The following is a 24,992-nucleotide window of genomic DNA, read 5'->3' as shown; positions in this document are numbered from 1 at the left end:
GCCCCTCATGCCGCGTCCGTTCACGCTGTTCACCGGCCAGTGGGCCGACCTGCCCCTGGCCGAGGTCTGCCGGCTCGCCCGCGACTTCGGCTACGACGGCCTCGAACTCGCCTGCTGGGGCGATCACTTCGAGGTCGACAAGGCCCTCGCCGACCCCGGCTATGTGAAGTCCCGGCACCAGCTCCTCGACTCCTACGGCCTGAAGTGCTGGGCGATCTCCAACCATCTCGTCGGCCAGGCGGTCTGCGACGCCATCATCGACGAGCGGCACCGGGCCATCCTGCCGGACGCGGTGTGGGCCGACGGCGACCCGGAGGGCGTACGGCGGCGCGCGGCCGACCGGATGAAGGACACCGCCCGTGCCGCGGCGGCCTTCGGCGTCGACACCGTCATCGGCTTCACCGGCTCGGCGATCTGGCACCTGGTCGCCATGTTCCCGCCCGCGCCGGAGTCGATGATCGAGCGCGGCTACGAGGACTTCGCCGACCGCTGGAACCCGATCCTCGACGTGTTCGACGCCGAGGGCGTACGGTTCGCGCACGAGGTCCACCCCAGCGAGATCGCCTACGACTACTGGACCACCCACCGGGCCCTGGAGGCGGTCGGCCACCGCCCCGCCTTCGGCCTGAACTTCGACCCCTCCCACTTCGTGTGGCAGGACCTCGACCCGGTCGGCTTCCTGTGGGACTTCCGCGACCGGATCTACCACGTGGACTGCAAGGAGGCCCGCAGGCGGCTCGACGGCCGCAACGGGCGCCTCGGCTCCCACCTGCCCTGGGGGGACCCGCGCCGCGGCTGGGACTTCGTCTCCGCCGGACACGGTGACGTGCCCTGGGAGGACGTCTTCCGGATGCTGCGCTCCATCGACTACCGGGGACCCGTCTCCGTGGAGTGGGAGGACGCCGGCATGGACCGGCTCCAGGGCGCACCCGAGGCACTGGCCCGCCTGAAGACCTACGACTTCGAGCCGCCGTCGGCCTCGTTCGACGCGGCGTTCTCCAACTGACCCTTCCCGTCGGTTGGTTCACCACTCCGGGACGACGGCGCGTCCCGGCGTACCCACCCGCCCCGTACAACCAGCCCCACTCTGGAGGCCTTTCGTGCACGGGAACGACCGCACCACCCGCAAGGGAACCCACAGATCACGCCTGCGCAAGGCGCTCGCCCTGTTCGGCGGCGCCCTCCTCGCCGGCGCCACCCTCACCCTCACCTCCCCCCAGGCCGGCGCAGCCGTCGCCGACCAGGACCCGGCCGCGGCGGCCGGGGACTTCCAGCAGGTCACCCTCGCCAAGGGCGAGGCGGAGACCGGGGAGCCCATGTCGCTCGCCGTCCTCCCGGACCGCTCGGTCCTGCACACCTCCCGCGACGGCGAGCTGCGTCTGACGGACGCGGCCGGCAACACCAAGATCGCCGGCAAGCTCGCCGTGTACTCCCACGACGAGGAGGGCCTGCAAGGCGTCGGCGTCGACCCCGACTTCGCGACGAACCGGTTCATCTACCTCTACTACGCGCCCCCGCTGAACACCCCGGCGGGCGACGCGCCCGAGACCGGCACCGCCGCCGACTTCGCCCCCTTCGACGGGGTCAACCGCCTCTCCCGCTTCGTGCTCAACACCGACGGCACCCTGGACACGGCCAGCGAGAAGAAGATCCTCGACGTCCCCACCACCCGCGGCCTGTGCTGCCACGTCGGCGGTGACATCGACTTCGACGCGGCCGGCAACCTCTACCTGTCGACGGGTGACGACACCAACCCCTTCCAGTCGGACGGCTACACCCCGATCGACGAGCGCGCGGACCGCAACCCCGGCTTCGACGCCCAGCGCACGTCCGGCAACACCAACGACCTGCGCGGCAAGATCCTGCGCATCAAGGTGAACGCCGACGGGTCGTACGCGATCCCCGACGGCAACCTCTTCCCGCCCGGCACGGACAAGACCCGGCCCGAGATCTACGCGATGGGCTTCCGCAACCCGTTCCGGTTCAGCGTCGACAAGGCGACCGGCATCCTCTACGTCGGCGACTACGGCCCCGACGCCGGCGCCGCCGACCCGAACCGCGGCCCGGCCGGCCAGGTCGAGTTCGCCCGGGTGACCAAGCCCGGCAACTTCGGCTGGCCGTACTGCACCGGCGCCAACGACGCCTACGTCGACTACGACTTCGCGACCAAGGCCTCCGGCGCCTCCTTCGACTGCTCCGCCCCGAAGAACACCTCCCCGCACAACACCGGCCTGACCGACCTGCCGCCGGCCCAGCCCGCCTGGATCCCGTACAACGGCCCCTCCGTGCCCGAGTTCGGCGACGGCTCCGAGTCCCCGATGGGCGGCCCGGTCTACCACTACGACCCCGCGCTCGACTCGCCGGTCAAGTTCCCCGAGGCCTACGACGGCGACTTCTTCGCCGGTGAGTTCGGCCGCCGCTGGATCAAGCGCATCACCAGCGACGCGGACGGCACCGTCCAGTCCATCAACGACGTGCCCTGGACCGGCACCCAGGTGATGGACATGGCGTTCGGGCCCGACGGCGCGCTGTACGTCCTCGACTACGGCGTCTCCTGGTTCGGCGGTGACGAGAACTCGGCGCTGTACCGCATCGAGAACGCCACCGACGGCCACTCGCCCGTCGCCCAGGCCGCGGCGAGCCGCACCTCCGGCCAGGCGCCGCTGAAGGTCCAGTTCTCCTCGGAGGGCACGAGCGACCAGGACGGCGACGCGCTCACCTACAGCTGGGACTTCGGCGACGGGACGCGGTCGACCGACGCGAACCCCGCGCACACCTACCGCAAGAACGGCACCTACACGGCGACCGTGACCGCGAAGGACCCCTCGGGCCGCACCGGCAGCGCCAGCGTGCAGGTCGTCGTCGGCAACACCGCGCCCACGGTGGTGCTCCAGCTCCCCAAGGACGGGCAGCTGTTCAGCTTCGGTGACGCGGTCCCCTTCACCGTGAAGGTGACCGACCCCGAGGACGGCCGCCGGATCGACTGCGCCAAGGTCAAGGTCACCTTCGTCCTCGGCCACGACACCCACGGCCACCCGCTCACCTCGGCCACCGGCTGCACCGGCACCATCCAGACCAGCGCCGACGGCGGCCATGACGAGGACGCCAACATCTTCGGCGTACTGAACGCCGAGTACACCGACAACGGAGGCGGCGGCCAGGCCGCGCTCACCTCGCACGACCAGAGCGTGCTGCAGCCCCGCCACCGCCAGGCCGAGCACTTCGGCAACAGCTCCGGCGTCTCGGTGATCGCCAAGGAGACGGCACACGGCGGCAAGGTCGTCGGCGACATCGACGACGGAGACTGGATCTCCTTCACGCCGTACGTCCTGGACAACGCCAAGAAGATCACCGCGCGCATCGCCTCCGGCGGCGCGGGCGGCACCCTTGAGGTCCGGGCCGGCTCGGCGAGCGGCACCCTGCTCGGCAAGGCGACCGTGCCGGTGACCGGCGGCTGGGAGACCTTCCAGGACGTCCAGGCCGACCTGTCCCGCGCCCCGCGCGGCACCACCACGCTCTACCTGGTGTTCAAGGGCGGCAGCGGAGCCCTGTTCGACGTCGACGACTTCACCTTCACCACGGGCTGAGAGGAGCGGGACATGCGCACAGTGACCGCCGTCGCGACGGCCGCGCTGCTCCTCGGCTGCGCCTCGGCACCGGCCGCGTCGCACGACGCGGACGACGGCAAGCGGGTGCTGGTCTTCTCCAAGACGGCCGGCTTCCGGCACGACTCGATCCCCGAGGGCGTCGCCGCGGTGCGGCAGCTCGGCGAGAGCGGCGGCTTCACGGTCGACGCCACCGAGGACGCGGGCGCGTTCACCCCGTCCACCCTGCGGCGCTACGACGCCGTGGTGTTCCTGTCGACCACCGGGGACGTCCTGGACGGCGCCCAGCAGGCGGCGTTCGAGGACTACGTCCACCGCGGCGGCGGCTACGTCGGCATCCACGCGGCGGCCGACACCGAGTACGACTGGGCGTTCTACGGCGGCCTCGCCGGCGCCTACTTCCAGTCGCACCCGGCGATCCAGCCGGCCACCGTGCGGGTCGAGGACCGCGCCCACCCGGCCACCTCGGGGCTGGGACGGACCTGGAACCGGACCGACGAGTGGTACAACTACCGCTCCAACCCCCGGGACAGGGCCCACGTCCTCGCCTCGCTCGACGAGTCGTCGTACACCGGCGGCACCATGAACGGCGACCATCCGATCGCCTGGTGCCAGGAGTACCAGGGCGGCCGGGCCTTCTACACCGGCGGCGGCCACACCAAGGAGTCGTACGCGGACCCGGACTTCCGCCGGCATCTGCTGGGCGGGATCCGGTACGCGATCGGCTCCGCACAGGCCGACTGCCGGCCGGAGAGCGGATACACCAGCCTGTTCGACGGTGACTCCCTCGACGGCTGGCGACAGGCGGGCCCCGGCTCCTTCACCCTGTCCGACGACGGCACGCTCACCTCGTCCGGCGGGATGGGCCTGCTCTGGTACGCCGACCGGAGCTTCGGGTCGTACTCCCTGAAGCTCGACTGGAAGACGGCCGGTGACGACAACTCGGGCGTGTTCGTGGGCTTCCCGCCCTCGGACGACCCGTGGTCGGCCGTGGACAACGGCTACGAGATCCAGATCGACGCCACCGACGTCCCGGAGAAGACCACTGGGTCCGTCTACGGCTTCCGGTCCGCCGACCTGAAGAAGCGCGACCGTGCGCTGAACCCGCCGGGGGAGTGGAACACGTACGAGATCCGGGTCGAGGGCGAACGCCTTCGGATCTGGCTCAACGGCGTGAAGATCAACGATTTCACCAACACCGATCCGGCCCGGAGCCTCACCGACGGACACATCGGCATCCAGAACCACGGAGCCGGTGACGAGGTGTCCTTCCGCGACGTCCGGATCAAGGAACTGCCCGTCAAGGGCCACTGAACGGCGGCGGGCGGGAGACGCCGGACTCCCGCCCGCCGTCACCACCTCCGCACGCCCGAACCCCCCACGTACGGCGTCATCCCCCACCGCTCCCGGTGTCCGCGCTCGACAAGGAGGCTGCCCATGTCCGCGCCCCCCGCCCGTTCCCCGCGTGTCGGCGTCTGGCTGATCGGGGCCCGCGGCTCCGTCGCCACCACCGTGGTCGCGGGCTGCGCCGCGCTGACCGCGGGCCTGCACCCGCCGACGGGCCTGGTCACCGAGGGCCCGGCGTTCGCCGGCAGCGGCCTGCCCGCGCTGTCGTCCCTCGTCTTCGGCGGCCACGACACCACGGACTGCCCCCTGCCCAAGCGCGCCGAACAACTCGCCGCCGGCGGGGTCCTCCCGGCCGGCCTCCCCACGGCCGTCGCCGCCGAACTCGCCGCCGCGGACCGGGAGATCAGAACCGGCGGCCCCCTTCCCGGCGACACCCGCACCGCCGACGACCTGATCACCGCCTTCGCCGAGGACCTGCGCGACTTCGTCCGACGGCACGGTCTGGCCCGCGCGGTGGTGGTGAACGTCGCCTCCACCGAACCCGCCGCGACCGGTACCGCCCTGCCACCCAGCTCCCTCTACGCGGCGGCCGCCCTGCGCGCCGGCTGCCCGTACGTCAACTTCACCCCCTCGACCGGGCTGCACCACCCCGCGCTCGCCGGCCTCGCCACCTCCAGCGGGCTGCCGTACGCCGGCCGCGACGGCAAGACCGGGCAGACGCTGCTGCGTTCCGCCCTCGGGCCGATGTTCGCCCAGCGGGCGCTCGCCGTGCGGGCCTGGTCCGGGACCAACCTCCTCGGCGGCGGCGACGGTGCCGCGCTGGCCGACCCGGCCGCCGCGGCGGCGAAGAACGCCGGCAAGGAGCGCGTCCTCGCCGACACCCTCGGCACGGTCCCCGAGGGCGAGGTCCACATCGACGACGTACCGGCGCTCGGCGACTGGAAGACCGCCTGGGACCACATCGCCTTCGACGGCTTCCTCGGCACCCGCATGGTCCTGCAGACCATCTGGCAGGGCTGCGACTCGGCCCTGGCGGCACCGCTGGTCCTGGACCTGGCCCGGCTGACGGCCCGCGCCCACGAGACCGGCCACACCGGCCCGCTCACCGCCCTGTCCTTCTACTTCAAGGACCCGATGGGCACGGCTCCGGCGGCCCTGGCCGAGCAGTACGCCACGCTCCTGCACTTCGCCCACGAACTGGGAGAGCCCGAGTGACCCGCCGCCCCGCCCCCGGCCCCGCCGCCCGGAACGGCACCCCGGCACCGAACGGGCCCGACGGGGCGACAGGAGGCGAACCTCGGGGTCGCACACCGCACGAACCCGACGAGCCCACACCGAGCGCGCCGCACGGCCACGTCCCGCACGAGCCCGGCAGGCCGACACCCAGCGGGCCGCGCGGTCGCGTGGCGCGCTCCCCCGGCCGGTCGCGGACCGGTGGCCGGTTGCGGGCGTGGGCCGAACTGCTACGGTTGCCCGCCCTGTTCACCGTTCCCGGGGACGTGCTCGCCGGAGCCGCGGCCGTGGCCGCGCGGCCGGGTCGCGGGAGCCTGCTCGCCATCGGTTCGTCGCTGTGCCTGTACGAGGCCGGGATGGCGCTGAACGACTGGGCCGACCGTGCCGAGGACGCCGTGGAGCGTCCGCACCGGCCCTTGCCCTCCGGCAGGATCCGGCCCGCCGCCGCCCTCACCGCGGCCTGCGCCCTCACGGCCGCCGGGCTCGCCCTGGCCGCCCGCGCGGGGCGCCCGGCGCTGTCGGTCGCCACCCCGCTCGCGGCCACCGTGTGGTCGTACGACCTCCTGCTCAAACGGACCCCGGCGGGCCCGGCCGCGATGGCCGCCGCGCGCGCCCTGGACCTGCTGCTCGGCGCCGCCGCCGGTGCCGGACGCGTCCGGCCGGCCCTGCCGTCCGCGGCCCTGCTCGGCACCCACACGCTCGCGGTCACGGCCGTCTCGCGCCAGGAGACCCGCGGCGGCTCCCCGCTCGCCCCGCTCGCCGCGCTGGCCGCCACCGGTGCGGTGACCCGGCTGCTGCCCGACCGCCCGCTCACCACCGCGCTCGCCCTCGGCTACGCCACGACCACGGCCCGCCCCTACCTCCACGCCTCCCTCAACCCGTCACCCCCGCTCACCCAGCGGGCGGTCGGCGCCGGCATCCGCGCCACGATCCCCCTCCAGGCCGCCCTCGCCGCCCGCGCCGGAGCCGGCGCGACCGCCCTGATCACGGCGGCCCTCGGCCCACTGGCCGCCCGCGCGGCGAGAAGGGTGAGCGTCACATGAGCCCGGCCCACACCCGCCAGCGCGACAACGCCGTCACTGCCCCGAGCACGACCGCCCGCGCGGCGAGAAGGGTGAGCGTCACATGAACCCGGCCCACACCCGCCAGCGCGACACCGCCGTCACCACCCCGGTCACCGCAACTCCCGGCCCACCGACCGCCCGCGCGGTCGGAAAAACCCCGCGAGAAGGGTGAGCGTCACATGAACCCGGCCCACACCCGCCAGCGCGACACCGCCGTCACCACCCCGGTCACCGCAACTCCCGGCCCGCCGACCGCCCGCGCGGTCGGAAAAACCCCCGCCCTCCGCGCCCGGACCCGCACGGCAACCCCGGCCACGACAGCACTCGGCCCGCCGACCGCCAACACGGTCACAGACACCCGCGCCCGAACCCATGGCACCGCCCCCGCCGGCCCACCAACCACCCGCTCGACCCGCAACACGCCCACCGCCCACGCCCGGCCCCGCACCACCGGCCTGGTCACGGCACCGGCCAGCGACGCGCCCGCGGCCGAAACCACCGCCATCCTCACCGCGGCCCCCGGCCCGGTCGGCCAGGAAGGGACGTGTCGCATGAGAACGCCGGTCACGGAAGGGAGCCCCGCGTGAATTCCCCGCGCTTCGGCTACGGCACCAACGGTCTCGCCGACCTGCGGCTGGACGACGCCCTCGCCCTGCTCACCGACCTCGGGTACGACGGTGTCGGGCTGACTCTCGACCACATGCATCTCGACCCGCTCGCACCGGACCTCGCCGTCCGTACCCGGCGGGTGGCCCGGCGCCTGGCCGGGCTGGGGCTCGACGTGGCCGTGGAGACCGGCGCCCGCTATGTCCTCGATCCGCGCCGCAAACACGGCCCGTCGCTGCTCGACCCGGACCCCGAGGCCCGCGCCCGGCGGGTGGACCTGCTGCTGCGGGCGGTGCGGGTGGGCGCCGACCTCGGTGCCACGGCCGTGCACTGCTTCAGCGGAATCGTTCCGCCGACCGATCCCGGCCCGGCGCCGGCGTGGCAGCGGCTCGCCGACTCCCTCTCCCCCGTCCTCGACGCCGCCGAGTCCGCCGGCGTCCCCCTCGCCGTCGAGCCCGAACCCGGTCACCTCCTCGCTACCCTCGCCGACTTCCACCACCTGCGCACCCTCCTCGGCGATCCGCCCGCGCTCGGCCTCACCCTCGACATCGGCCACTGCCAGTGCCTGGAGCCGTTGCCGCCCGCCGACTGCGTACGCGCCGCCGCGCCCTGGCTGCGGCACGTGCAGATCGAGGACATGCGACGAGGCGTGCACGACCACCTCCCGTTCGGCGAGGGCGAGATCGACTTCCCGCCCGTGCTCGCGGCGCTCGCCGCCACCGGTTACCGGGGCCTGACGGTCGTGGAGCTGCCCCGCCACTCCCACGCCGGCCCCCACCACGCCGCCACCTCCCTGCCGTTCCTCCGCCGAGCGACCGCCCGTACCCCGGCCGCCGTGCCCGCAGGGAGCGGCACCGTGCCCGAAGGGAGTACTCCGTGACCCGTTCGACCGCCGCCGCGGCGCCCACGCCCGACGCGCTGCGCGACCATCTCGACGCGCACCTCGACCCGCCCGCGCGCGCCTGGCTGCAAGGAGCGCTGGCCGAGGCCGCCGCCCACCCGGGCGGCCACGGCCCGATCTCCGCGTGGGAGCTGCGGCTGGCCGAGGCCGGCCGGCGCTGCGGCAGCCTGCACGCCGACGCCGTCCGTGTCCTGATCCTGCACACGGCCCGCGCCGACCTCGCCGCCGTCACCCGCGTCTACCGGCAGGGCACCGCCGCCGAACGCCGGGCCGTCCTGCTCGCCCTGCCCCACCTCGTGCCCGGCCCCGACGCGCTCCCCCTCGTCGAGGACGCCCTGCGCATGAACGACACCCGGCTGCTCGCCGCCGCCGTGGGCCCCTACGCGGCCCGCCATCTCGACGCCCACGGCTGGCGGCAGGCCGTACTGAAGTGCCTGTTCACCGGCGTCCCCGTCGAGGCGGTGGCCGGGCTGGCCGACCGGGCCCGCGGCGACGCGGAACTCGCCCGGATGCTCGACGACTTCGCGGCCGAGCGCACCGCCGCCGGCCGCCCCGTCCCCAGCGGCCTGTACCGCGTGCTCGCCCTCGCGACCGCGGAGTCCGGCAAGGAGGCCTCCTGATGCGCCTGTTCGACCCGCACATCCACATGACGTCCCGGACCACCGACGACTACGAGGCCATGCGCGACGCGGGGGTCCGCGCGGTGGTCGAGCCGTCGTTCTGGCTGGGCCAGCCCCGCACCTCCCCCGCCTCCTTCCTCGACTACTTCGACTCGCTCCTGGGCTGGGAGCCGTTCCGGGCCGCCCAGTACGGCATCGCCCACCACTGCACGCTCGCCCTCAACCCGAAGGAGGCCAACGACCCGCGCTGCGCCCCCGTCCTGGACGAGCTGCCGCGCTACCTCGTCAAGGACCAGGTCGTGGCGGTGGGCGAGATCGGGTACGACGCGATGACCCCGGCCGAGGACAAGGCCCTCGCCGCGCAGCTCCAGCTCGCCGCGGACCACGGCCTGCCCGCGCTCGTGCACACCCCGCACCGCGACAAGCTCGCCGGTCTGCGCCGCACGCTCGACGTCGTCCGCGAGTCCGCCCTGCCCGTCGACCGGGTCCTGGTCGACCACCTCAACGAGACGACCGTGCGGGAGGCCAAGGACAGCGGCTGCTGGCTCGGCTTCTCCGTCTACCCCGACACCAAGATGGACGAGCGGCGGATGGTGGCGATCCTGCGCGCCTACGGCCCCGAGAAGGTGCTGGTGAACTCGGCCGCCGACTGGGGGCGCAGCGACCCGTTGAAGACCCGCCGGGTGGCCGACCTGATGCTGGCCGAGGGCTTCACCGAGGACGAGGTCGACCGGGTGCTGTGGCGCAACCCGGTCGCGTTCTACGGCATGAGCGGCCGGCTGGAGCTGGAGGTCGTGCCGCCCGAGGCCACCCACGAGGGCAACTCCCTGCTGCGCGGCGGGGAGTGAGCGATGCGCTTCCGCCACCCGGACGGCACGACCGTCCACCTCGCCTACTGCACCAACGTCCACCCCGCCGAGACCCTCGACGGCGTCCTCGCCCAGCTGCGCGGCCACTGCGAGCCCGTCCGGCGCCGGCTCGGCCGCGACCGGCTCGGCATCGGCCTGTGGCTGGCCCACGACGCGGCCCGCGCGGTGGACACCGACCCGGCCGCGCTGCGCGCCCTGCGCCGGGAACTCGACCGGCGCGGGCTGGAGGTCGTCACCCTCAACGGGTTCCCGTACGAGGGCTTCGGCGCCGACGAGGTCAAGTACCGGGTGTACAAGCCCGACTGGGCGGACCGCGAGCGCCTGGAGTACACCACCGCGCTCGCCCGGATCCTGGCCGCGCTGCTGCCCGACGACGTCACCGAGGGCAGCGTCTCCACCCTGCCGCTGGGCTGGCGCACCACCTGGACCCCCGACCGCGCCGAAGCGGGCCGGGCGGCGCTGCGCACCCTCGGGCAGCGTCTGGACTCGCTGGCGGAGCTGACCGGCCGCTCGGTCCGCGTCGGTCTGGAACCCGAGCCGGGCTGCGTAGTGGAGACCACGGCGGACGCCCTGGCACCGCTCGGCTCCGTCGGCCATCCCCGCGTCGGCGTCTGCGTCGACACCTGTCACCTCGCGACCTCGTTCGAGGACCCGGCGACCGCACTGGACACCCTGGCCGCGTCCCCGGTGCCGGTGGTGAAGGCACAACTGTCGGCCGCGCTGCACGCCGAGCACCCCGGCCGGCCCGAGGTGCGTACCGCCCTGGCCGGCTTCGCGGAGCCGCGCTTCCTGCACCAGACCCGCGCGCTCACCGACGCCGGGGTGCGCGGCACCGACGACCTGCCCGAGGCCCTGGCCGGCGGCCCGCTGCCGGCGGACGCACCCTGGCGCGCCCACTTCCACGTCCCGCTGCACGCGTCCCCCACCGCGCCGCTGACCAGCACGCTCCCCGTGCTCCGCACGGCCCTGGCCCGGCTCGTCGGCGGGCCGCGCCCGCTCACCCGGCACCTGGAGGTCGAGACGTACACCTGGCAGGCGCTCCCGCCCGGCCTGCGCCCGCGCGGCCGGGACCGGCTCGCCGACGGCATCGCCGCCGAACTCACCCTCGCCCGCGACCTGTTGACCGACCTGGGCCTGAAGGAGCTGCCATGACCGAGCGGAACCCCACCCCGCTCCTCGTCCTCGACGTGGTCGGCCTCACCCCCCGTCTCCTCGCCCACATGCCCCATCTGGAGGCCCTCGCCACCGCGGGCTCCCGGGCGCACCTCGGCACCGTGCTGCCCGCGGTCACCTGTGCCGCCCAGTCCACCTTCCTCACCGGCACGCTCCCCGCCGAGCACGGCATCGTCGGCAACGGCTGGTACTTCCGGGAGCTCGGCGAGGTCCTGCTGTGGCGCCAGCACAACGGCCTGGTCTCCGGGGACAAGCTGTGGGACGCCGCCCGCCGCGCCCACCCCGGCTACACGGTCGCCAACATCTGCTGGTGGTACGCCATGGGCGCCGACACCGACATCACCGTCACCCCGCGCCCCGTCTACTACGCCGACGGCCGCAAGGAACCCGACTGCTACACCCGGCCACCGGCCCTGCACGACGAACTCACCGACAGGTTCGGCACGTTCCCGCTGTTCCGCTTCTGGGGTCCGGGCGCCGACCTGGTCTCCAGCCAGTGGATCATCGACGCCACCCGGCACGTCCTGCGCACCCGGCAGCCCGACCTGACCCTGTGTTACCTGCCGCACCTCGACTACGACCTGCAGCGCCACGGCCCGGACGACCCGCGCTCCCTGAAGGCCGCCGCCGACCTCGACGCGGCCCTGGCCCCGCTGCTGGACGACGCCCGCGCGGAGGGCCGTACCGTCGTGGTGCTGTCCGAGTACGGCATCACCCCGGTCAGCCGGCCCGTCGACATCAACCGCGCCCTGCGCCGCGCCGGCCTGCTGGAGGTCCACACCCAGGACGGGATGGAGTACCTGGACCCGATGGCCTCCCGCGCCTTCGCGGTGGCCGACCACCAGATCGCCCACGTGTACGTCCGCCGGCCCGAGGACCTGGCGGCCACCCGTGCCGCCCTCGACGGCCTGCCCGGGATCGAGCAACTCCTGGACGACCAGGGCAAGAAGGCCCACCACCTGGACCATCCGCGCTCCGGCGAACTCGTCGCCGTCGCGGAACCGGACGCCTGGTTCACGTACTACTACTGGCTGGACGACGCCCGCGCCCCCGACTTCGCACCCCTCGTGGAGATCCACCGCAAGCCCGGCTACGACCCGGTCGAGCTGTTCATGGATCCCGAGGACCCGTATGTGAAGGTCAGGGCGGCGACGGCGCTGGCCCGCAAGAAGCTGGGGCTGCGCTACCGCATGGCGGTCGTCCCCCTCGACCCCTCACCGATCCGGGGCAGCCACGGCCGCCTCCCAGCGAGCGACGACGACGGTCCGCTCCTGTTGTGCTCCACCCCCCGCGCCGTCGGCGACCGCATCGCGGCCACCGACGTGAAACCGCTCCTGCTGCACCTCGCCGGTCTCACCACCGACGACCCGTCCAGAGAGAGGCACCCGTGAACATCAGCCAGCACACCGACGAAGACCTGCGCCGCAGCCTCGGTATCGGGCGCCGCCGCTTCCTGAGCACCTGCACCGCCGTCGCGGCCGGTGCGATCGCCGCCCCCGTCCTCGGCGCCGCTCCCGTCCAGGCCGCGCCTCGGGCCGCGGCCGGCGGCGAGGGCCGGTCCCTGGTGCCCGCGGACAAGCGCGGCATCATCCTCTACACCGTCCGCGACGCCATCGGGCGGGACCCGCTGTCCACCTCGCTGCCGTCCGGCTTCCGCGCCGTCTTCGAGCAGCTCGCCCGCTTCGGTTACCGCCAGGTCGAGTTCGCCGGTTACGGCCAGCACGCGAACGCGCCCGGCGGGGCGAGTCTGGAGTCCGTTCAGGGCGCGAAGCTGCTGCGCCGCTGGCTCGACGACAACGGTCTGCGCGCGCAGGGCAACCACGGCTTCATCCCGGGTTCCTGGCCGCTGACGAGCGGCGATCTGGACACGTTCAGGAAGCATCTGGAGATCGCGAACATCCTGGGCATGGCGCACATGGGCACCGGCGCCGACCCCACCAACAGCCGGTACAAGGCGGACTGGGACGTGGCCGCCGACAAGTGGAACGCCCTCGGCGAGATCGCCCGCCGCGCCGGCTTGAAGCTGTACACGCACAACCACGACGCCGCGTACGACTTCCTGCTGGACGGCGGCCCGCTGGACGACCAGGGCAGGCCGACGCGCAGCTCCGGCATCCGCAAGCTGGAGTACTTCCTGTCCGTCACCGACCCGAAGCTGGTCTGGCTGGAGATGGACGTCTTCTGGGCGCACGTCGCCCAGTACAAGTTCCGCACCTACACCGCCCACGACGGCTCCACGCGCACGAACATCTTCGACCCGGCGGGCCTGGTCACCTGCCACGACAAGCGGTACCCGCTCTTCCACGCCAAGGACGGCGTCGTGAACACGACGAACGGCATGGGGTACGACATGGTTCCGTTCGGCACCGGGGTCATCGACTACACGACGTTCTTCTCCCGCGTGGGCCACCGCAATTACCACAACCCGATGGTCGAGCAGGACAACGCCCCGAGCGCGGCCAACCCGGGCCAGTCCCTGGAACACGCGGCCATCGGATACCGCAACCTGGCGGCACTGCGCCGCTAGCGCCCGTCCTCCCTCAACGGCCGGGGCCCGCGCGGCGGGGCCCCGGCCGCTGCCTCGTCATCGGGCTAGTCCCGCCAGGTGCCGCGGACGGCGGAGACGGAGAATCCCGGGCCGTAGGCGACCACCAGCGCGCTCGCGCCGTCCGCCGGGGGCCCGCCATGGGTGCGTTCGAGGACCCGGAGAACCGATACGCCACCGAGGTTGCCTTCTTCGGAGAGGGTGTCGAGGGAGTGGCGGGCGTCGGTCTCGGTGAGGCCGAGGGCGTCGGCCGTGTCGAGGATGATGGGTTTTGAACCGGGGTGGATGACGGGCACGTCGACGGAGCGGCCGGCGAGCCAGTCGGTGACGGCGGGCATGACGTGTCTGGCGCCGCCGGCCGCCTGTTTGGTGCTGTCGAAGTGCAGGCCGGTGCTGTCGATGCGGCCGGCGTACATGGTGAGGCTGTCCGGGAGGACGTACTCGAACAGCCCGTCGGCGTCCACGGCGAGGCCGGGGCCGAGGGGGTCGCTGGAGACGACGGTGGCGGCCGCGCTGTCGCCGAACAGCGCCTTGTAGATCATGTGCTCGATCTTGGCGTCGACGTGGTTGTAGGCGGTGGACAGCACTTCGGCGGCGACGACGAGGATCCGGGATCCGGGGTGGAGGAGGGCCTGTTCGACGGCTCGGACCAGGGCGTGGGCTCCCCCGGCGCAGGCGGTGGTCGTCAGGGCGGTACGGCGGACGGTGGGCCGTAGCCCGAGCCGTTCGACCAGGTGGACGTCGAGGTTCGGGACGGCCCAGCCGGTGGCGTGGGTGGTGATGACGCCGGTGATGTCGCCCGGCTGGAGCCGGTGCCGGTCGAGGGTGGCGCGGGCGGCCTGTTCGGCCATGGCGAGGCCGTCCGCGAAGGCGCGGGCGGCGCGGTCGCCCACGTCCGCGGTGCCGTTGACGGTGGGTGAGTCCAGGGGCTGGGTGAAATACCGCGTCTCCACGCCGCAGTTGCCGAGGACGCGGAGGATCGCACCGAGGCGGGGATGGTGGGGGTGGTGGGCGCGAATGTCGTCGGCTATCTCCGCTGTGGTGATTTTGTGCGCGGCGAGGACGGTGGTGGGGCGGGCGATATGAGCAGGCATGGGTTCCCCCCTGAAGGCGCTGCGACCTGATTAAGTCAAGGTACGGCAAAATTGGCCGATTTGTTTCCGTCGCCGTCCTCGAAATACTGTCTGGCCGCGCACCAAAGACGGGCAAATTCAGGCGTTCATGCCGTTCTCCTGGGCTTTCAACATACGCGGTCGGCTCCCGGTCCGTCGCGGGCCCGGCCGGAAAACGAGGATCATGCACCGGGACCCGGGCGCCGCGAGCGGCTGCGCCACACACATCGTCACCCACCCCGGCCCCTCGACCGCGTGACGGATCGGACGCTCGTCGCCGTCGGGGTGGATGGAGGCCCCGCCCTTCTCGTACAGGGGCTGGGCGAGAGGGTCGGCGAGGACCTCCGCCTCGATCTGCCTCAGGACCTTGTCGTCGGAGCGCTGCGCGAGCGCGGCCTGCAACTGGGGCATCACCAGCGGCGCCCACGCCGTGGCCCAGTCGATGAGTTGGTCACGCCCGTCCAGGAGCATCCAGCGCATGGTGTTGGCCGGCGCCCTGCCGCTGTCGAACAGGGCGTGGAAGCGGTCGTTGCAGGTGACGAGGTTCCAGGAGGCGTCCGTGACGTACGCGGGGTGCGTGATGCCGGCGACGGCGTCGGCCCAGGCGGCGGGCAGGGCGTGGCCGGAGGTGTCGTAGAGGGGGCCGGGCGGGTCCTCGCCGCGGGCGTACCGGCAGAGGCTGATCCATTCCTGCTCGTTCATCCCGTACAGGCGCGCGACGTCCCGGAGGAGGTCGACCGGGGGGTGGTGGTAGTTGCCGGATTCCAGGCGCTGGTAGGTGCGGTCGGAGTAGCCGAGGAGTTCGTCCACCTGACCCTGCGAGAGACCGGGGGCACGGCGCCCTCTGCCCGTGGGGCGGGTGAGTCCGTGCGTTTCGGGGGATATGAGCGCGCGGCGGTCTTTGAGGAGCTTTTTCAATGCTTGGCGGTTCACTGGTGGCTTGTCCCCCGGGGCTGGCGTTGACTGCGGCTCAGTTTAATTAATGCCACGCGGTATTGATGTAAAAGATTCGCCGTAGATATCGACTGGTTGCGTGCTGCATGCTCGGTCACGCGGGGTCGCTGGCCTGCGGATGCGGTGATCAGTGGCCGCGTGGTGACACCCTCGCGGGTGCTGATCGGCGTCGTTCGCATCGCCGGCCGGTATCCGTGAGCGGGGGACCGGGACGGACCGGGAGGGCGACCGGTTTTCGGGTGCCGTTTCCCGTCGGCGGGAACGTGCGGCGCCTGAGACGCGGCACTCCACGGTACGACGTCCCGGCTGCCAGGCCACGGCCGGTGCCCCCTCGCCCCACCCCAGGGGCCTCGGCACCGGCCGTCCGGCTAGCGGCTACGAAAGCCGGTCGACTGACCCCCCAACACCGACCCCCAGTCTTCTGCCGTTTCACCCGTTCGGCTCCGCATACGCATGCCGACGCGGGGCATTCGTGCCGTGCGCGGGAGTGCCCTGGGTGGCTGGTGCCGCGGCCGATCCCCGAGTACGGCCGCGGCACCAGCCGTACGGGCGGCCGTCTCCTCCCGGTGCCGCCGCGTGCCGGGGTGCTCGACGGCCGGTGTCGTCCTGCGTCTAGGGTCGCGTCCATGCCGAGGACCACGCCGCCGCGCCCGCTCGATGCCGAGGCGCTCTTCCCGGAACTGGCCGCCTACCGGGGCACGACGACACGGCTGCATCCTCGGCCGGGCAGACCCGAACCGACGGCCAGTTCCGTGGGCGGCCCCCTGCTGTGGCCGGCGGACGAGCCCTGGCCGGTGTGCGGCGAGACCCATGGCAGCGCGTGCGGCCGGCGACCGGCGGACATCCACCGGCGGCGGCAGGTCCTGGCTGCCGCATGGGCCCGTGCACACGCCCCGGGCCCCACGGACGAGGAACGGGAGCTGCTCGTCGAGCTGCACCGGAAGCACCGGCTGCCCGGGGGCGCGGAGACGGGCCCGCTGCCCATGATCGGCCTGGCGCAGCTCCACCGGCGTGATGTCCCCGATCTTCCGGCGGGGCCGGACGACTGCGATCTGCTCCAGGTGTTCTGGTGTCCCTTCACCGCGCACGGCCCCAGCGGCTACGGCCTGGAGCTGCACCTGCGCTGGCGTCGGTCGTGGGAGGTCGGCCGGGTGCTGACCGCGCCGCCGCAGCCGCCGGTCATCGGGGCCGACGGGTTCCTGCCCGAACCCTGTGTGCTGCACCCGGAGCAGGTGGTCACCCATCCGTACGCCGACCTCCTCCCCGAGGAGCTGTGCGCCCGGATCGACGCCTGGGAGGACGCCCTCAAGGCCGAAGCCGAGCAGGCAGGGGACGACAACAGGGCCGAGTCACCGCTCTACCAGTACGACCTGTCCATCCCGCCCGGCTGGCGCGTCGGCGGCTTCGCCTCCTGGCACGCCACCGACCCGTACCCCATGGACTGCCTGACCTGCACCACCCCGATGAACCTGCTCCTGACCATCGACAGCTCGGAGTGGGACGGCGGCAGCCGTAGCTGGCGACCGCTGGAGGACCGGTCCGGCCGCCGCTCCGCCACCCCCACCGAGGTCGTCGTGGGCCGCTGGGGCGAACTCAACGTCTTCGCCTGCCCCGAGGATCCGGGGCACCCGCACCGCTGGTGCATCCAGTAGCGACCCGGCCTTTGGGCGGGCGCGACCCCTCAGCGGCGCCGGCCGGTGTTGAGCCGGGCGGCCTGGCGTGTGAGGTGGTCGCGTTCGGCGAGGTTGAGGGCCCGGTGGGCCGCCTCGGCGTACAGCCGCGCCGCCGTCGCCAGGTCACCGTCGCGTTCGTGCAGGTAGGCCGCTACGGCGGTGTGGCGGGGCAGTGAGTCGTCCAGCTCGGCGAGTGCCGCGAGGCCGGCGCGCGGGCCGTCGGCCTCGCCGACGGCCACGGCGCGGTTGAGCCGGACGACCGGGTTGTCGGTCAGGCGCAGGAGTTCGTCGTACCACTCCACGATCTGCACCCAGTCGGTCTCCTCGGCGGTGGGCGCGTCGGCGTGGAGGGCGGCGATGGCGGCCTGCGCCTGGAACTCGCCGAGCCGGTCACGGGCGAGGGCGGCCTGGAGGATCGCGACACCCTCGGCGATCAGGCGCGTGTCCCATCGCCCGCGGTCCTGCTCGGCGAGCGGGACCAGGCTGCCGTCGGGCGCGGTCCGCCCGGCGCGCCGGGCGTGGTGGAGCAGCATCAGGGAGAGCAGCCCCGCCACCTCGGGGTGGTCGACCTGGGCCGCGAGCTGCCGGGTGAGCCGGATGGCCTCGGCGGCCAGGTCGACGTCGCCGGAGTACCCCTCGTTGAAGACCAGGTAGAGGACGCGCAGCACGGTGGCGACGTCGCCCGGCTGGTCGAAGCGCACGCCGGAGACGGTGCGCTTGGCCCGGCTGATGCTCCCCCAGAGGGGGCACCCCCAGCGCCATGGTCGCCTCGGGCACCAGGTAGGCCTGGGCGATCTGCCGGGTGGTGAGCCCGCCGACGGCGCGCAGCGTGAGCGCGACCGCGGACGACGGCGTCAGCGACGGGTGGGCGCACAGGAAGTAGAGCTGGAGCGTGTCGTCCGCCGCGGGCGTGGGCCCGGGGGCCGGTTCCTCGTCGAGACGGTCCTCGCGCCGGCGGCACGCGGTGTCCGCCCGGGTCTGGTCGAGGAACTTGCGCCAGGCCACGGTGACCAGCCAGCCCTTCGGGTCCCGCGGCGGGTCGGCCGGCCAGACGCGGACCGCCTCGACCAGCGCGTCCTGGACGGCGTCCTCGGCCGCCGCGAAGTCTGCTCCGCGGCGGACGAGGAGGGCGAGCACGCTCGGCGTGAGGCTCCTCAGCAGGGCCTCGTTCATCAATGGCACTCGGTGACGTCGGGCGTCGCGGTCAGGAACGGACGCAGCTCCAGCCACTCGTGGATCGGCCTGCCGCCCGCGCCCGGGGCGGCCGACAGCTCCCCGGCCAGCTCGACGGCGCGCTCATGGCTGTCGACGTCGATCACCATCCAGCCGGCGATGAGGTCCTTCGTCTCGGCGAAGGGGCCGTCGGTGACCGGCGGGCGCCCTTCACCGTCGTACCGGACCCACGTCCCCTCGGGGGCGAGCGCCTGGCCGTCGACGAACTCGCCGGTCTTCTCCAGCCGGTCCGCGAAGTCCCGCATGTACTGGATGTGCGCCGAGATCTCCTCCGGCGCCCACTGGTCCATGGGGACGTCGTTGACCGCTGCCGGGGCGCCGCGGTAGTGCTTGAGCAGCAGGTACTTGGCCATCGTGGTTCTCCTCGGTGCTCGTGCGACCCATTGTGGCCGCGTTCACCCCTGGGACGGAGCCGATGACGGGTTCTCGACATCGCCGCCCGATTTTTTTCGCGCGCTCTCGTGGAGCAGCCTGAGCGGGCCCGGAGGAACGTCGAGCATCCCGGCGGAGCGAGGCCCGGCCAGGCATCCGTCCCGCTGCCCGCCGACCGCCCGGTTGAGGAGAACGTAAGCCGGGTGACACCGCCAACTCCCTTGTGACGCACGGCTCTTCTACTCTGTTCCGGTGTCCACCGGGGGAAGGGTCCGACGTACGGTGCAGGTGCTCTGCCTGCTCGCTCTGATCGGCCTGTACCCCTTCTCGGCCTTCGCCGACGTCTCCGGGCGGACGAGGACCGGCCTCTCCCTGGCCATCGCCGTCCTGACCAGCATGCTGGCCCTGTGGAACCGGCCGGTTCTGCGTCCGCCGCCGTCCGGGGCCGTGCCCCGCTCCCCCGCGGTCGCGTTCGCCGGGCGTCTGCTGATCGTGGTGATCTGGATCGTCCAGGCGCTCCTGTTCGGCTTCTCCGGCTTCCTGGTCTCCAGCCGGTTCCCGGAGCCGCCCGGTTTCGACGGTGGGATCGCCCTGCTCGCCGCGGTCGGCCAGGTGCTCTCGTTCGTCGCGCTGTGCGCCAGGAGCATGGCCGGGTTCCGCCCCGACTGGGGCTTCACGTTCAGCGTTACCGGCGTACTGCGCCACCTGCTGGACAAGGCCGTGCTGGTGGCCCTCGCCGGATACGCGAGCACCCTGCCGGACGTCGCCGAGACCGCCGTGACCTGGGTGCCGGACCATGTGCACGGCTACTTCTCCGGTCTGGTCCCGTCGGGGCTCGCCTGGCCGGTGACCGTGGCGGTGTGCGCCGCCTGGTTCTTCGCCGTACTGGTGGCCGAGAGCCTGCTGCAACTGCTGGCCGCCTCCGCGCTGGGGCCGGAGAACTCCCTCGGCGCCTGGCTCGGCGACCACACGCCCGTCACCTACCGCCGCACCGACGCCGACGTCACCTTCGACTTCGACTTCGGGCTGATCCGGATCTTCTACTACAACAGCGTCCACGGCTGGAGGTTCCTCGTCAGACTGCTGATCGAGACGGGCTACAGCACCAGCTTCGGACCACGCCTCCGGGGCCCCGGCCGCCGGCAGCGGGACCGGCTGCGGCGGTACGAGCGGCCTCTCACCGCCGAGGAGGCGGAGCGGCTGCACGAACGGGTCGCCGCGGCCGCGGTCGACGCGGCACCGGCGGACTGGCGCCTGCTGATCCTGGAGTACCGGTCCGCCGGGCGGCACGAGGAGGTCCAGCTGCGCATCGATCCGCCGGATCGGTGGGCGTGGAGGTGGGAAACGGCCGGCGAGGAGGACGGCCAGGGGGAGGAAGAGGAGCCCCGGGGGGAGAATGAGGGCGAGAGCGCCACCGGTGACAGCGCCGGCGGCGCGCGGACGAACGGCGACCTCGTCGAACTCCCCGACTTCCCCGAGCGCGCTGCCCTGCGGCGGCTGCGCGAGGCGAGTTACTCGGCGGGGTACGGCGTGGCCCACGCCCTCGTCACGACCATCGAGAAGAACGACGCGACCGGCAGGTCGTACCACCACGACGACGCACCATGGCACATCGACCACCGGGCCACGGAACGGGACTCCCCGCCCGTGTGGCGGCAGCCGCCGGCCACCCGCCAGTACCGCCGGGACCTGCGCCGGTTCCCGACCGTGCGGGGCCGGCGGCCGTTCTGGCTCAGGAACCGGGTGAAGTGGATCGGCTGAACGAGGGAGCGCGGGCATGGACTACTACGACCTCGGCAGCCACAGCCGGCGCGTGACCACGTCGTCCGACGAAGCGCAGACCTGGTTCGACCGCGGGCTGAACTGGACGTACGCCTTCAACCACGAGGAGGCCGTCCGCTGTTTCGAGGCCGCCGCCGCGGCGGACCCCGGCTGTGCCATGGCCGACTGGGGCCTGGCCTACGCGCTCGGCCCCAACTACAACAAGCCCTGGGAGTTCTTCGACGAACAGGACCTGGAGCGGACGGTGGAGCGGGCGCACGCCGCCGTACGGCGCGCCCACGCGAAGGCGGCCGGCGCCACCCCGGTCGAGCGGGCCCTCATCGGCGCGCTGGCCGCCCGCTATCCACGGTCGCAGGCCCCGGACGCCGAGGACCGTTCCGTGTGGAACGCCGCCTACGCCGACAGCATGCGGGCCGCCCACCGACTGGCCGACGGCGACCTCGACGTGGCCACCCTGTACGCCGACGCCCTGATGAACCTCACGCCCTGGCGGCTGTGGGACATCCGCACGGGCAGTGCGGCTCCCGGCGCGCGCACCACCGAGGCCAAGGCGGTCCTGGAGAGGGCCCTCGCCAGCCGGGCCGGGGCACGGCACCCGGGCCTGCTCCACCTGTACGTCCACCTGATGGAGATGTCCCCGACGCCCGAGGCCGCCCTGCCGGCGGGCGACCGGCTGCGCGGTCTGGTGCCGGACGCGGGCCATCTCCGGCACATGCCGTCCCACCTGGAAGTGCTCTGCGGCGACTACCGCCGGGTGATCTCCGACAACACCGAGGCGATCACGGCCGACGAGAAGTTCCGCGCCAGGGCGGGCGCGATGAACTTCTACACCCTGTACCGGTGCCACAACCTCCACTTCAAGATCTACGGTGCGATGTTCCTCGGCCGTTTCCAGGACGCGATCGAGACGGCGGACCGGCTGGAGGCCGCCGTGCCCGAGGAACTGCTGCGCGTGGAGAGCCCTCCCATGGCGGACTGGCTGGAGGGCTTCCTCGCGATGCGGGTGCACGTGCTCATCCGCTTCGGCCGCTGGGACGACATCCTGCGCCTGCCGCTGCCCGCCGACGCCCGGCTGTACCGCGTCACGACGGCGATGCTGCGGTACGGGCGCGGGGTCGCCCTCGCGGCCACGGGCCGGACCGACGAGGCCGGCGCGGAACGCGCGCTGTTCCAGGAGGCGGTCGCCCGGGTGCCGGAGACACGGATGCTGTTCAACAACACCTGTACGGACATCCTGGCCATCGCCGCGCAGATGCTGGACGGCGAGCTGCACTACCGCGAGGGAAGGTACGAGGCGGCGTTCGCGGCGCTGCGCCGGTCGATCGAGCTGGACGACGGCCTGCCGTACGACGAGCCGTGGGGCTGGATGCAGCCCACCCGGCACGCCTACGGCGCCCTGCTCCTCGAACAGGGCCTGGTCGCGGAGGCGGAGGCCGTCTACCGCGCCGATCTCGGACTCGACGACACGCTCCCCCGGCCGCTGCAACACCCGGGGAACGTCTGGGCGTTGCACGGTCTCCACGAGTGCCTGGTGCGGCTCGGCAAGGAGGGGGAGGCACGGATCGTGGCCCAGCAGCTCAAGATCGCCGCGGCACTGGCGGACGTACCGGTCGAGGCGTCCTGCTTCTGCCGCCTTGGGACCGTCACCGCGGGCCCGGCGCCCCGGCACGGCTGCTGCACCGAGGAGCACTGACGGCCAGGTGCCGCTCGGGCAGGGGGTGGACGCCCCGTCCGTGCCCGGCTCGGCGCGAGGTCGAGGGCGAGGGAGACGGTGAACCCCTCGACGGCCATCTCGCTCGCCTCGTGGACGGCCGAGAGCGGCATGGGGCCCAGCGCCACGCTGGAGGTCACGTTGACCACTACGCCGGAACCGCGCTCGCGGAACTGGGGCGGCACCGCCCGCGTCGTCGCCCTCACGCCGAAGGTGGTGGTCTCGAAGACCTCCCGTACGCGGGCCGGGGACGCCCACGCTGGTGACCAGGACATCGGTGGAGCCGGCCGCCTCGGACGCGGCGGTGTTGCCGTCGGGGCTGGTCACGTCGAGCGCGATGACGCGGAGCCGGTCCGCCGGGTGCCGAGGACGCGGTTCTCGCGAGCGGCGCGGCTCGGTGCCGGGGTTGCCGCGCGGCGGGGAAGCAGCAGCGGGGTCGCCGGCAGGAGCACGCCGGCCAGGCCGATGGCCGGACGCCGGCCGAGCAGGCCGCCGAACCGCTCGGTCGCGGTGACAGCCGTCGCCGTCCCTCAGGTACGGCTCGGTGCTGGCGCCGGCTCGGGGACAGGCGCGCCCGCGCGGCGCGGAAGCAGCAGCGGGGTCGCCGGCAGGAACGCACCGGCCAGGCCGATGGCCGGACGCGGGCCGCCGAGGACGCAATCCCCGTGAGCGGCGCGGCCCGGTCGCGGTTGACAGCCGTCGCCGTCCCTCAGGTGCGGCTCGGTGCCGGGGCCGGCTCGGGGACAGGCGCTGCCGCGCGGCGCGGAAGCAGCAGCGGGGTCGCCAGCAGGAACGCACCAGCCAGGCCGATGGCCGGACGCGGGCCGCCGAGGACGCAAACCCCGTGAGCGGCGCGGCCCGGTCGCGGTTGACAGCCGTCGCCGTCCCTCAGGTACGGCTCGGTGCTGGCGCCGGCTCGGGGACAGGCGCGCCCGCGCGGCGCGGAAGCAGCAGCGGGGTCGCCAGCAGGAACGCACCAGCCAGGCCGATGGCCGGACGCGGGCCGAGCAGGCCGCCGAGTACGCCCCAGACGGCCGTCAGCAGCGCGGTCGACGCCTTGGTCGTCACCGTCCAGGCGGTCAACGTGCGGGCGACCCGGTCGGCCGCGGTGCGCTGGAGGCGGTAGGTGGCGTAGACGGGGTTGAAGACCCCGCAGGAGAAGATGAGGCCGAGTTCGACGCCCATCACCAGCAGCAGCCCGCCGGTGCCCGGCCCGGTGAACGCCAGGCCGACGGACCACAGGGCGCGCAGCGTCCCGGACACGACCAGGACGCGGTGCTGCCCGAACCGGGTGGCGAGCGGGCGGGCCAGTCGTGAGCCGATCAGCCCGCCGATCGAGGGCGCGGCGAAGGCGAGGCCGTACTGCCACGGCGTGAAGCCGAGCCGGCCGAGCATCAGGACGGCCAGCAGCGGGTCGGTGGCCATGACCAGGCCGTTGAACAGGGCCGTGTTGAAGAACAGCGGGCGCAGCGTCGCGTCGGCGAGGATGTACCGCCAGCCGTCGAGCAGGTCCCCGGCCCGCATGCGCGCGGTCTGCCGGCGCTCGGGCGGCGGCTCGTGGCCGCCCATGGCGCGGATGCCTAGGGCCGAGAGGAGGTAGCTGACCGCGTCGGCCACCACGGTCGCCACCGGGCCGAGGAGCCCGGTCGCCGCGCCGCCCAGCGGCGGTCCGATGATCGTGGTCGTCCAGGTCGTGGACTCGAACCGGGCGCCCGCGACGAGCAGGTCCTCGGCCGGCAGCAGTGTCTTCAGGTACGCGCCGGAGGCGGCGCGGAAGGTGATGTCGGCCGCCGCGACGACGACCGAGACCAGCAGGAGCTGGAGGAAGGTGAGCGCGCCGAGCGCGAACGCGGCGGGGATCGTCAGCAGCGCCGCGCACCGCACCAGGTCCATCGCGATCAGCACGGGCCGTTTGCGGCGGAACTCCACCCACGGGCCGAGCGGCACCGCCACGGCCGCGCCCACCGCCGCGCCCACGGAGGAGAGCGCGGCGACCTCGGCCGGCCCGGCGTGCAGCACCCGGACGGCGATCAGCGGGAACGCGCCGAAGGCGAGCCATGTGCCGAGCGCGCTGGTTCCGTACGCTGCCCACAGCCATCCGAACCGCCGCCCCAGCGGGCGTCCGAGCAGACGGTCGAGCCGGTGCCCGTTCCTCATCTCCGACACCCCTCGCATCCCCTCCGCACAACCGA

18 protein-coding genes and 2 pseudogenes are annotated in these 24,992 nt (G+C 73.3%); 14 read left to right on the top strand and 6 right to left on the bottom strand.

What is annotated here, in order from left to right; genetic code table 11:
- The first annotated feature begins 7 nt into the window (after positions 1 to 7).
- From OO52_RS37315 to OO52_RS37260, 11 genes are all read left to right on the top strand, one after another.
- Positions 8 to 1,006 (top strand): sugar phosphate isomerase/epimerase family protein, encoded by a 999-nt coding sequence (locus OO52_RS37315; protein WP_030658608.1) that lies wholly within the window; start codon positions 8 to 10, stop codon positions 1,004 to 1,006.
- Between the two features lie 94 nt (positions 1,007 to 1,100).
- The gene (locus OO52_RS37310; RefSeq protein ID WP_030658610.1) at positions 1,101 to 3,587 is read left to right on the top strand and encodes a PQQ-dependent sugar dehydrogenase; all 2,487 of its coding nucleotides are present in this window, start codon (positions 1,101 to 1,103) and stop codon (positions 3,585 to 3,587) included.
- A gap of 12 nt (positions 3,588 to 3,599) precedes the next feature.
- The gene (locus OO52_RS37305; RefSeq protein ID WP_030658612.1) at positions 3,600 to 4,919 is read left to right on the top strand and encodes a ThuA domain-containing protein; all 1,320 of its coding nucleotides are present in this window, start codon (positions 3,600 to 3,602) and stop codon (positions 4,917 to 4,919) included.
- Between the two features lie 123 nt (positions 4,920 to 5,042).
- Positions 5,043 to 6,167, top strand: coding sequence for an inositol-3-phosphate synthase (locus OO52_RS37300; protein ID WP_030658614.1), 1,125 nt, complete (start codon positions 5,043 to 5,045; stop codon positions 6,165 to 6,167).
- 188 nt (positions 6,168 to 6,355) lie between these two features.
- The gene (locus tag OO52_RS37295) at positions 6,356 to 7,228 is read left to right on the top strand and encodes an SCO3242 family prenyltransferase (protein WP_030658616.1); all 873 of its coding nucleotides are present in this window, start codon (positions 6,356 to 6,358) and stop codon (positions 7,226 to 7,228) included.
- A 604-nt stretch (positions 7,229 to 7,832) separates the two neighbouring features.
- The gene (locus OO52_RS37285) at positions 7,833 to 8,735 is read left to right on the top strand and encodes a sugar phosphate isomerase/epimerase family protein (RefSeq protein WP_030658497.1); all 903 of its coding nucleotides are present in this window, start codon (positions 7,833 to 7,835) and stop codon (positions 8,733 to 8,735) included.
- Positions 8,732 to 9,376 (top strand): EboA domain-containing protein, encoded by a 645-nt coding sequence (locus tag OO52_RS37280; RefSeq protein WP_030658495.1) that lies wholly within the window; start codon positions 8,732 to 8,734, stop codon positions 9,374 to 9,376. The genes OO52_RS37285 and OO52_RS37280 overlap by 4 nt, the downstream gene beginning before the upstream one ends.
- Positions 9,376 to 10,224, top strand: a complete 849-nt coding sequence (locus OO52_RS37275; protein ID WP_030658486.1) for a TatD family hydrolase — start codon at positions 9,376 to 9,378, stop codon at positions 10,222 to 10,224. Before OO52_RS37280 ends, OO52_RS37275 begins: the two co-directional genes overlap by 1 nt.
- A 3-nt stretch (positions 10,225 to 10,227) precedes the next feature.
- Positions 10,228 to 11,397 (top strand): metabolite traffic protein EboE, encoded by a 1,170-nt coding sequence (eboE, locus tag OO52_RS37270; protein ID WP_030658484.1) that lies wholly within the window; start codon positions 10,228 to 10,230, stop codon positions 11,395 to 11,397.
- Complete coding sequence (locus OO52_RS37265; RefSeq protein ID WP_030658482.1) at positions 11,394 to 12,809, top strand: nucleotide pyrophosphatase/phosphodiesterase family protein; 1,416 nt, start codon at positions 11,394 to 11,396, stop codon at positions 12,807 to 12,809. Before eboE ends, OO52_RS37265 begins: the two co-directional genes overlap by 4 nt.
- Positions 12,806 to 13,945, top strand: a complete 1,140-nt coding sequence (locus tag OO52_RS37260) for a sugar phosphate isomerase/epimerase family protein (RefSeq protein ID WP_030658480.1) — start codon at positions 12,806 to 12,808, stop codon at positions 13,943 to 13,945. Before OO52_RS37265 ends, OO52_RS37260 begins: the two co-directional genes overlap by 4 nt.
- A 65-nt stretch (positions 13,946 to 14,010) precedes the next feature.
- On the opposite strand, the gene OO52_RS37255 is transcribed toward OO52_RS37260, so the two are convergent.
- Both OO52_RS37255 and OO52_RS37250 read right to left on the bottom strand, forming a co-directional pair.
- Positions 14,011 to 15,057, bottom strand: coding sequence for a polyketide synthase (locus OO52_RS37255; RefSeq protein WP_030658478.1), 1,047 nt, complete (start codon positions 15,055 to 15,057; stop codon positions 14,011 to 14,013).
- A gap of 117 nt (positions 15,058 to 15,174) precedes the next feature.
- A complete protein-coding gene (locus OO52_RS37250; protein WP_030658475.1) occupies positions 15,175 to 16,008 on the bottom strand; it encodes a helix-turn-helix domain-containing protein in 834 nt (277 codons plus the stop codon).
- Positions 16,009 to 16,655: 647 nt separating this feature from the next.
- Between OO52_RS37250 and OO52_RS37245 the strand changes: the two genes are divergently transcribed.
- The gene (locus OO52_RS37245; RefSeq protein ID WP_030658473.1) at positions 16,656 to 17,681 is read left to right on the top strand and encodes a hypothetical protein; all 1,026 of its coding nucleotides are present in this window, start codon (positions 16,656 to 16,658) and stop codon (positions 17,679 to 17,681) included.
- A gap of 29 nt (positions 17,682 to 17,710) precedes the next feature.
- On the opposite strand, the pseudogene OO52_RS37240 reads toward OO52_RS37245, so the two are convergent.
- Both OO52_RS37240 and OO52_RS37235 read right to left on the bottom strand, forming a co-directional pair.
- Positions 17,711 to 18,875: pseudogene (locus OO52_RS37240) on the bottom strand (RNA polymerase sigma factor).
- Entirely contained in the window at positions 18,875 to 19,288 is a 414-nt protein-coding gene (locus OO52_RS37235) for a YciI family protein (RefSeq protein WP_030658471.1), read from the bottom strand. The pseudogene OO52_RS37240 and the gene OO52_RS37235 overlap by 1 nt, the downstream one beginning before the upstream one ends.
- 271 nt (positions 19,289 to 19,559) lie before the next feature.
- Here OO52_RS37235 and OO52_RS37230 point away from each other — a divergent pair, with 271 nt between their 5' ends.
- Both OO52_RS37230 and OO52_RS37225 read left to right on the top strand, forming a co-directional pair.
- On the top strand, positions 19,560 to 21,068 hold the full coding sequence (locus tag OO52_RS37230) for a hypothetical protein (RefSeq protein ID WP_030658469.1): 1,509 nt from the start codon (positions 19,560 to 19,562) through the stop codon (positions 21,066 to 21,068).
- Positions 21,069 to 21,084: 16 nt separating this feature from the next.
- Positions 21,085 to 22,782, top strand: a complete 1,698-nt coding sequence (locus OO52_RS37225) for a hypothetical protein (RefSeq protein WP_030658467.1) — start codon at positions 21,085 to 21,087, stop codon at positions 22,780 to 22,782.
- A gap of 98 nt (positions 22,783 to 22,880) precedes the next feature.
- Here the strand turns inward: OO52_RS37225 and OO52_RS53250 are convergent.
- A pseudogene (locus OO52_RS53250) lies at positions 22,881 to 23,075 on the bottom strand (SDR family NAD(P)-dependent oxidoreductase); the annotation flags it as partial.
- 613 nt (positions 23,076 to 23,688) lie between these two features.
- On the bottom strand, positions 23,689 to 24,957 hold the full coding sequence (locus OO52_RS37220; RefSeq protein WP_030658465.1) for an MFS transporter: 1,269 nt from the start codon (positions 24,955 to 24,957) through the stop codon (positions 23,689 to 23,691).
- Between the last annotated feature and the right edge of the window lie 35 nt (positions 24,958 to 24,992).

This window comes from Streptomyces flaveolus (genome assembly GCF_000716535.1).
GTDB lineage: Bacteria > Actinomycetota > Actinomycetes > Streptomycetales > Streptomycetaceae > Streptomyces > Streptomyces flaveolus_A.
This window is presented reverse-complemented; position numbering and strand designations above follow the sequence as displayed.

Bases quoted from the DNA above. Each gene is read 5' to 3' on its own strand.
- OO52_RS37315 (WP_030658608.1), top strand. From the start codon at position 8: ATGCCGCGTCCGTTCACGCTGTTCACCGGCCAGTGGGCCGACCTGCCC.
- OO52_RS37305 (WP_030658612.1), top strand. From the start codon at position 3,600: ATGCGCACAGTGACCGCCGTCGCGACGGCCGCGCTGCTCCTCGGCTGC.
- OO52_RS37300 (WP_030658614.1), top strand. From the start codon at position 5,043: ATGTCCGCGCCCCCCGCCCGTTCCCCGCGTGTCGGCGTCTGGCTGATC.
- OO52_RS37275 (WP_030658486.1), top strand. From the start codon at position 9,376: ATGCGCCTGTTCGACCCGCACATCCACATGACGTCCCGGACCACCGAC.
- eboE (WP_030658484.1), top strand. From the start codon at position 10,228: ATGCGCTTCCGCCACCCGGACGGCACGACCGTCCACCTCGCCTACTGC.
- OO52_RS37265 (WP_030658482.1), top strand. From the start codon at position 11,394: ATGACCGAGCGGAACCCCACCCCGCTCCTCGTCCTCGACGTGGTCGGC.
- OO52_RS37255 (WP_030658478.1), bottom strand. From the start codon at position 15,057: ATGCCTGCTCATATCGCCCGCCCCACCACCGTCCTCGCCGCGCACAAA.
- OO52_RS37245 (WP_030658473.1), top strand. From the start codon at position 16,656: ATGCCGAGGACCACGCCGCCGCGCCCGCTCGATGCCGAGGCGCTCTTC.
- OO52_RS37235 (WP_030658471.1), bottom strand. From the start codon at position 19,288: ATGGCCAAGTACCTGCTGCTCAAGCACTACCGCGGCGCCCCGGCAGCG.
- OO52_RS37225 (WP_030658467.1), top strand. From the start codon at position 21,085: ATGGACTACTACGACCTCGGCAGCCACAGCCGGCGCGTGACCACGTCG.
- OO52_RS37220 (WP_030658465.1), bottom strand. From the start codon at position 24,957: ATGAGGAACGGGCACCGGCTCGACCGTCTGCTCGGACGCCCGCTGGGG.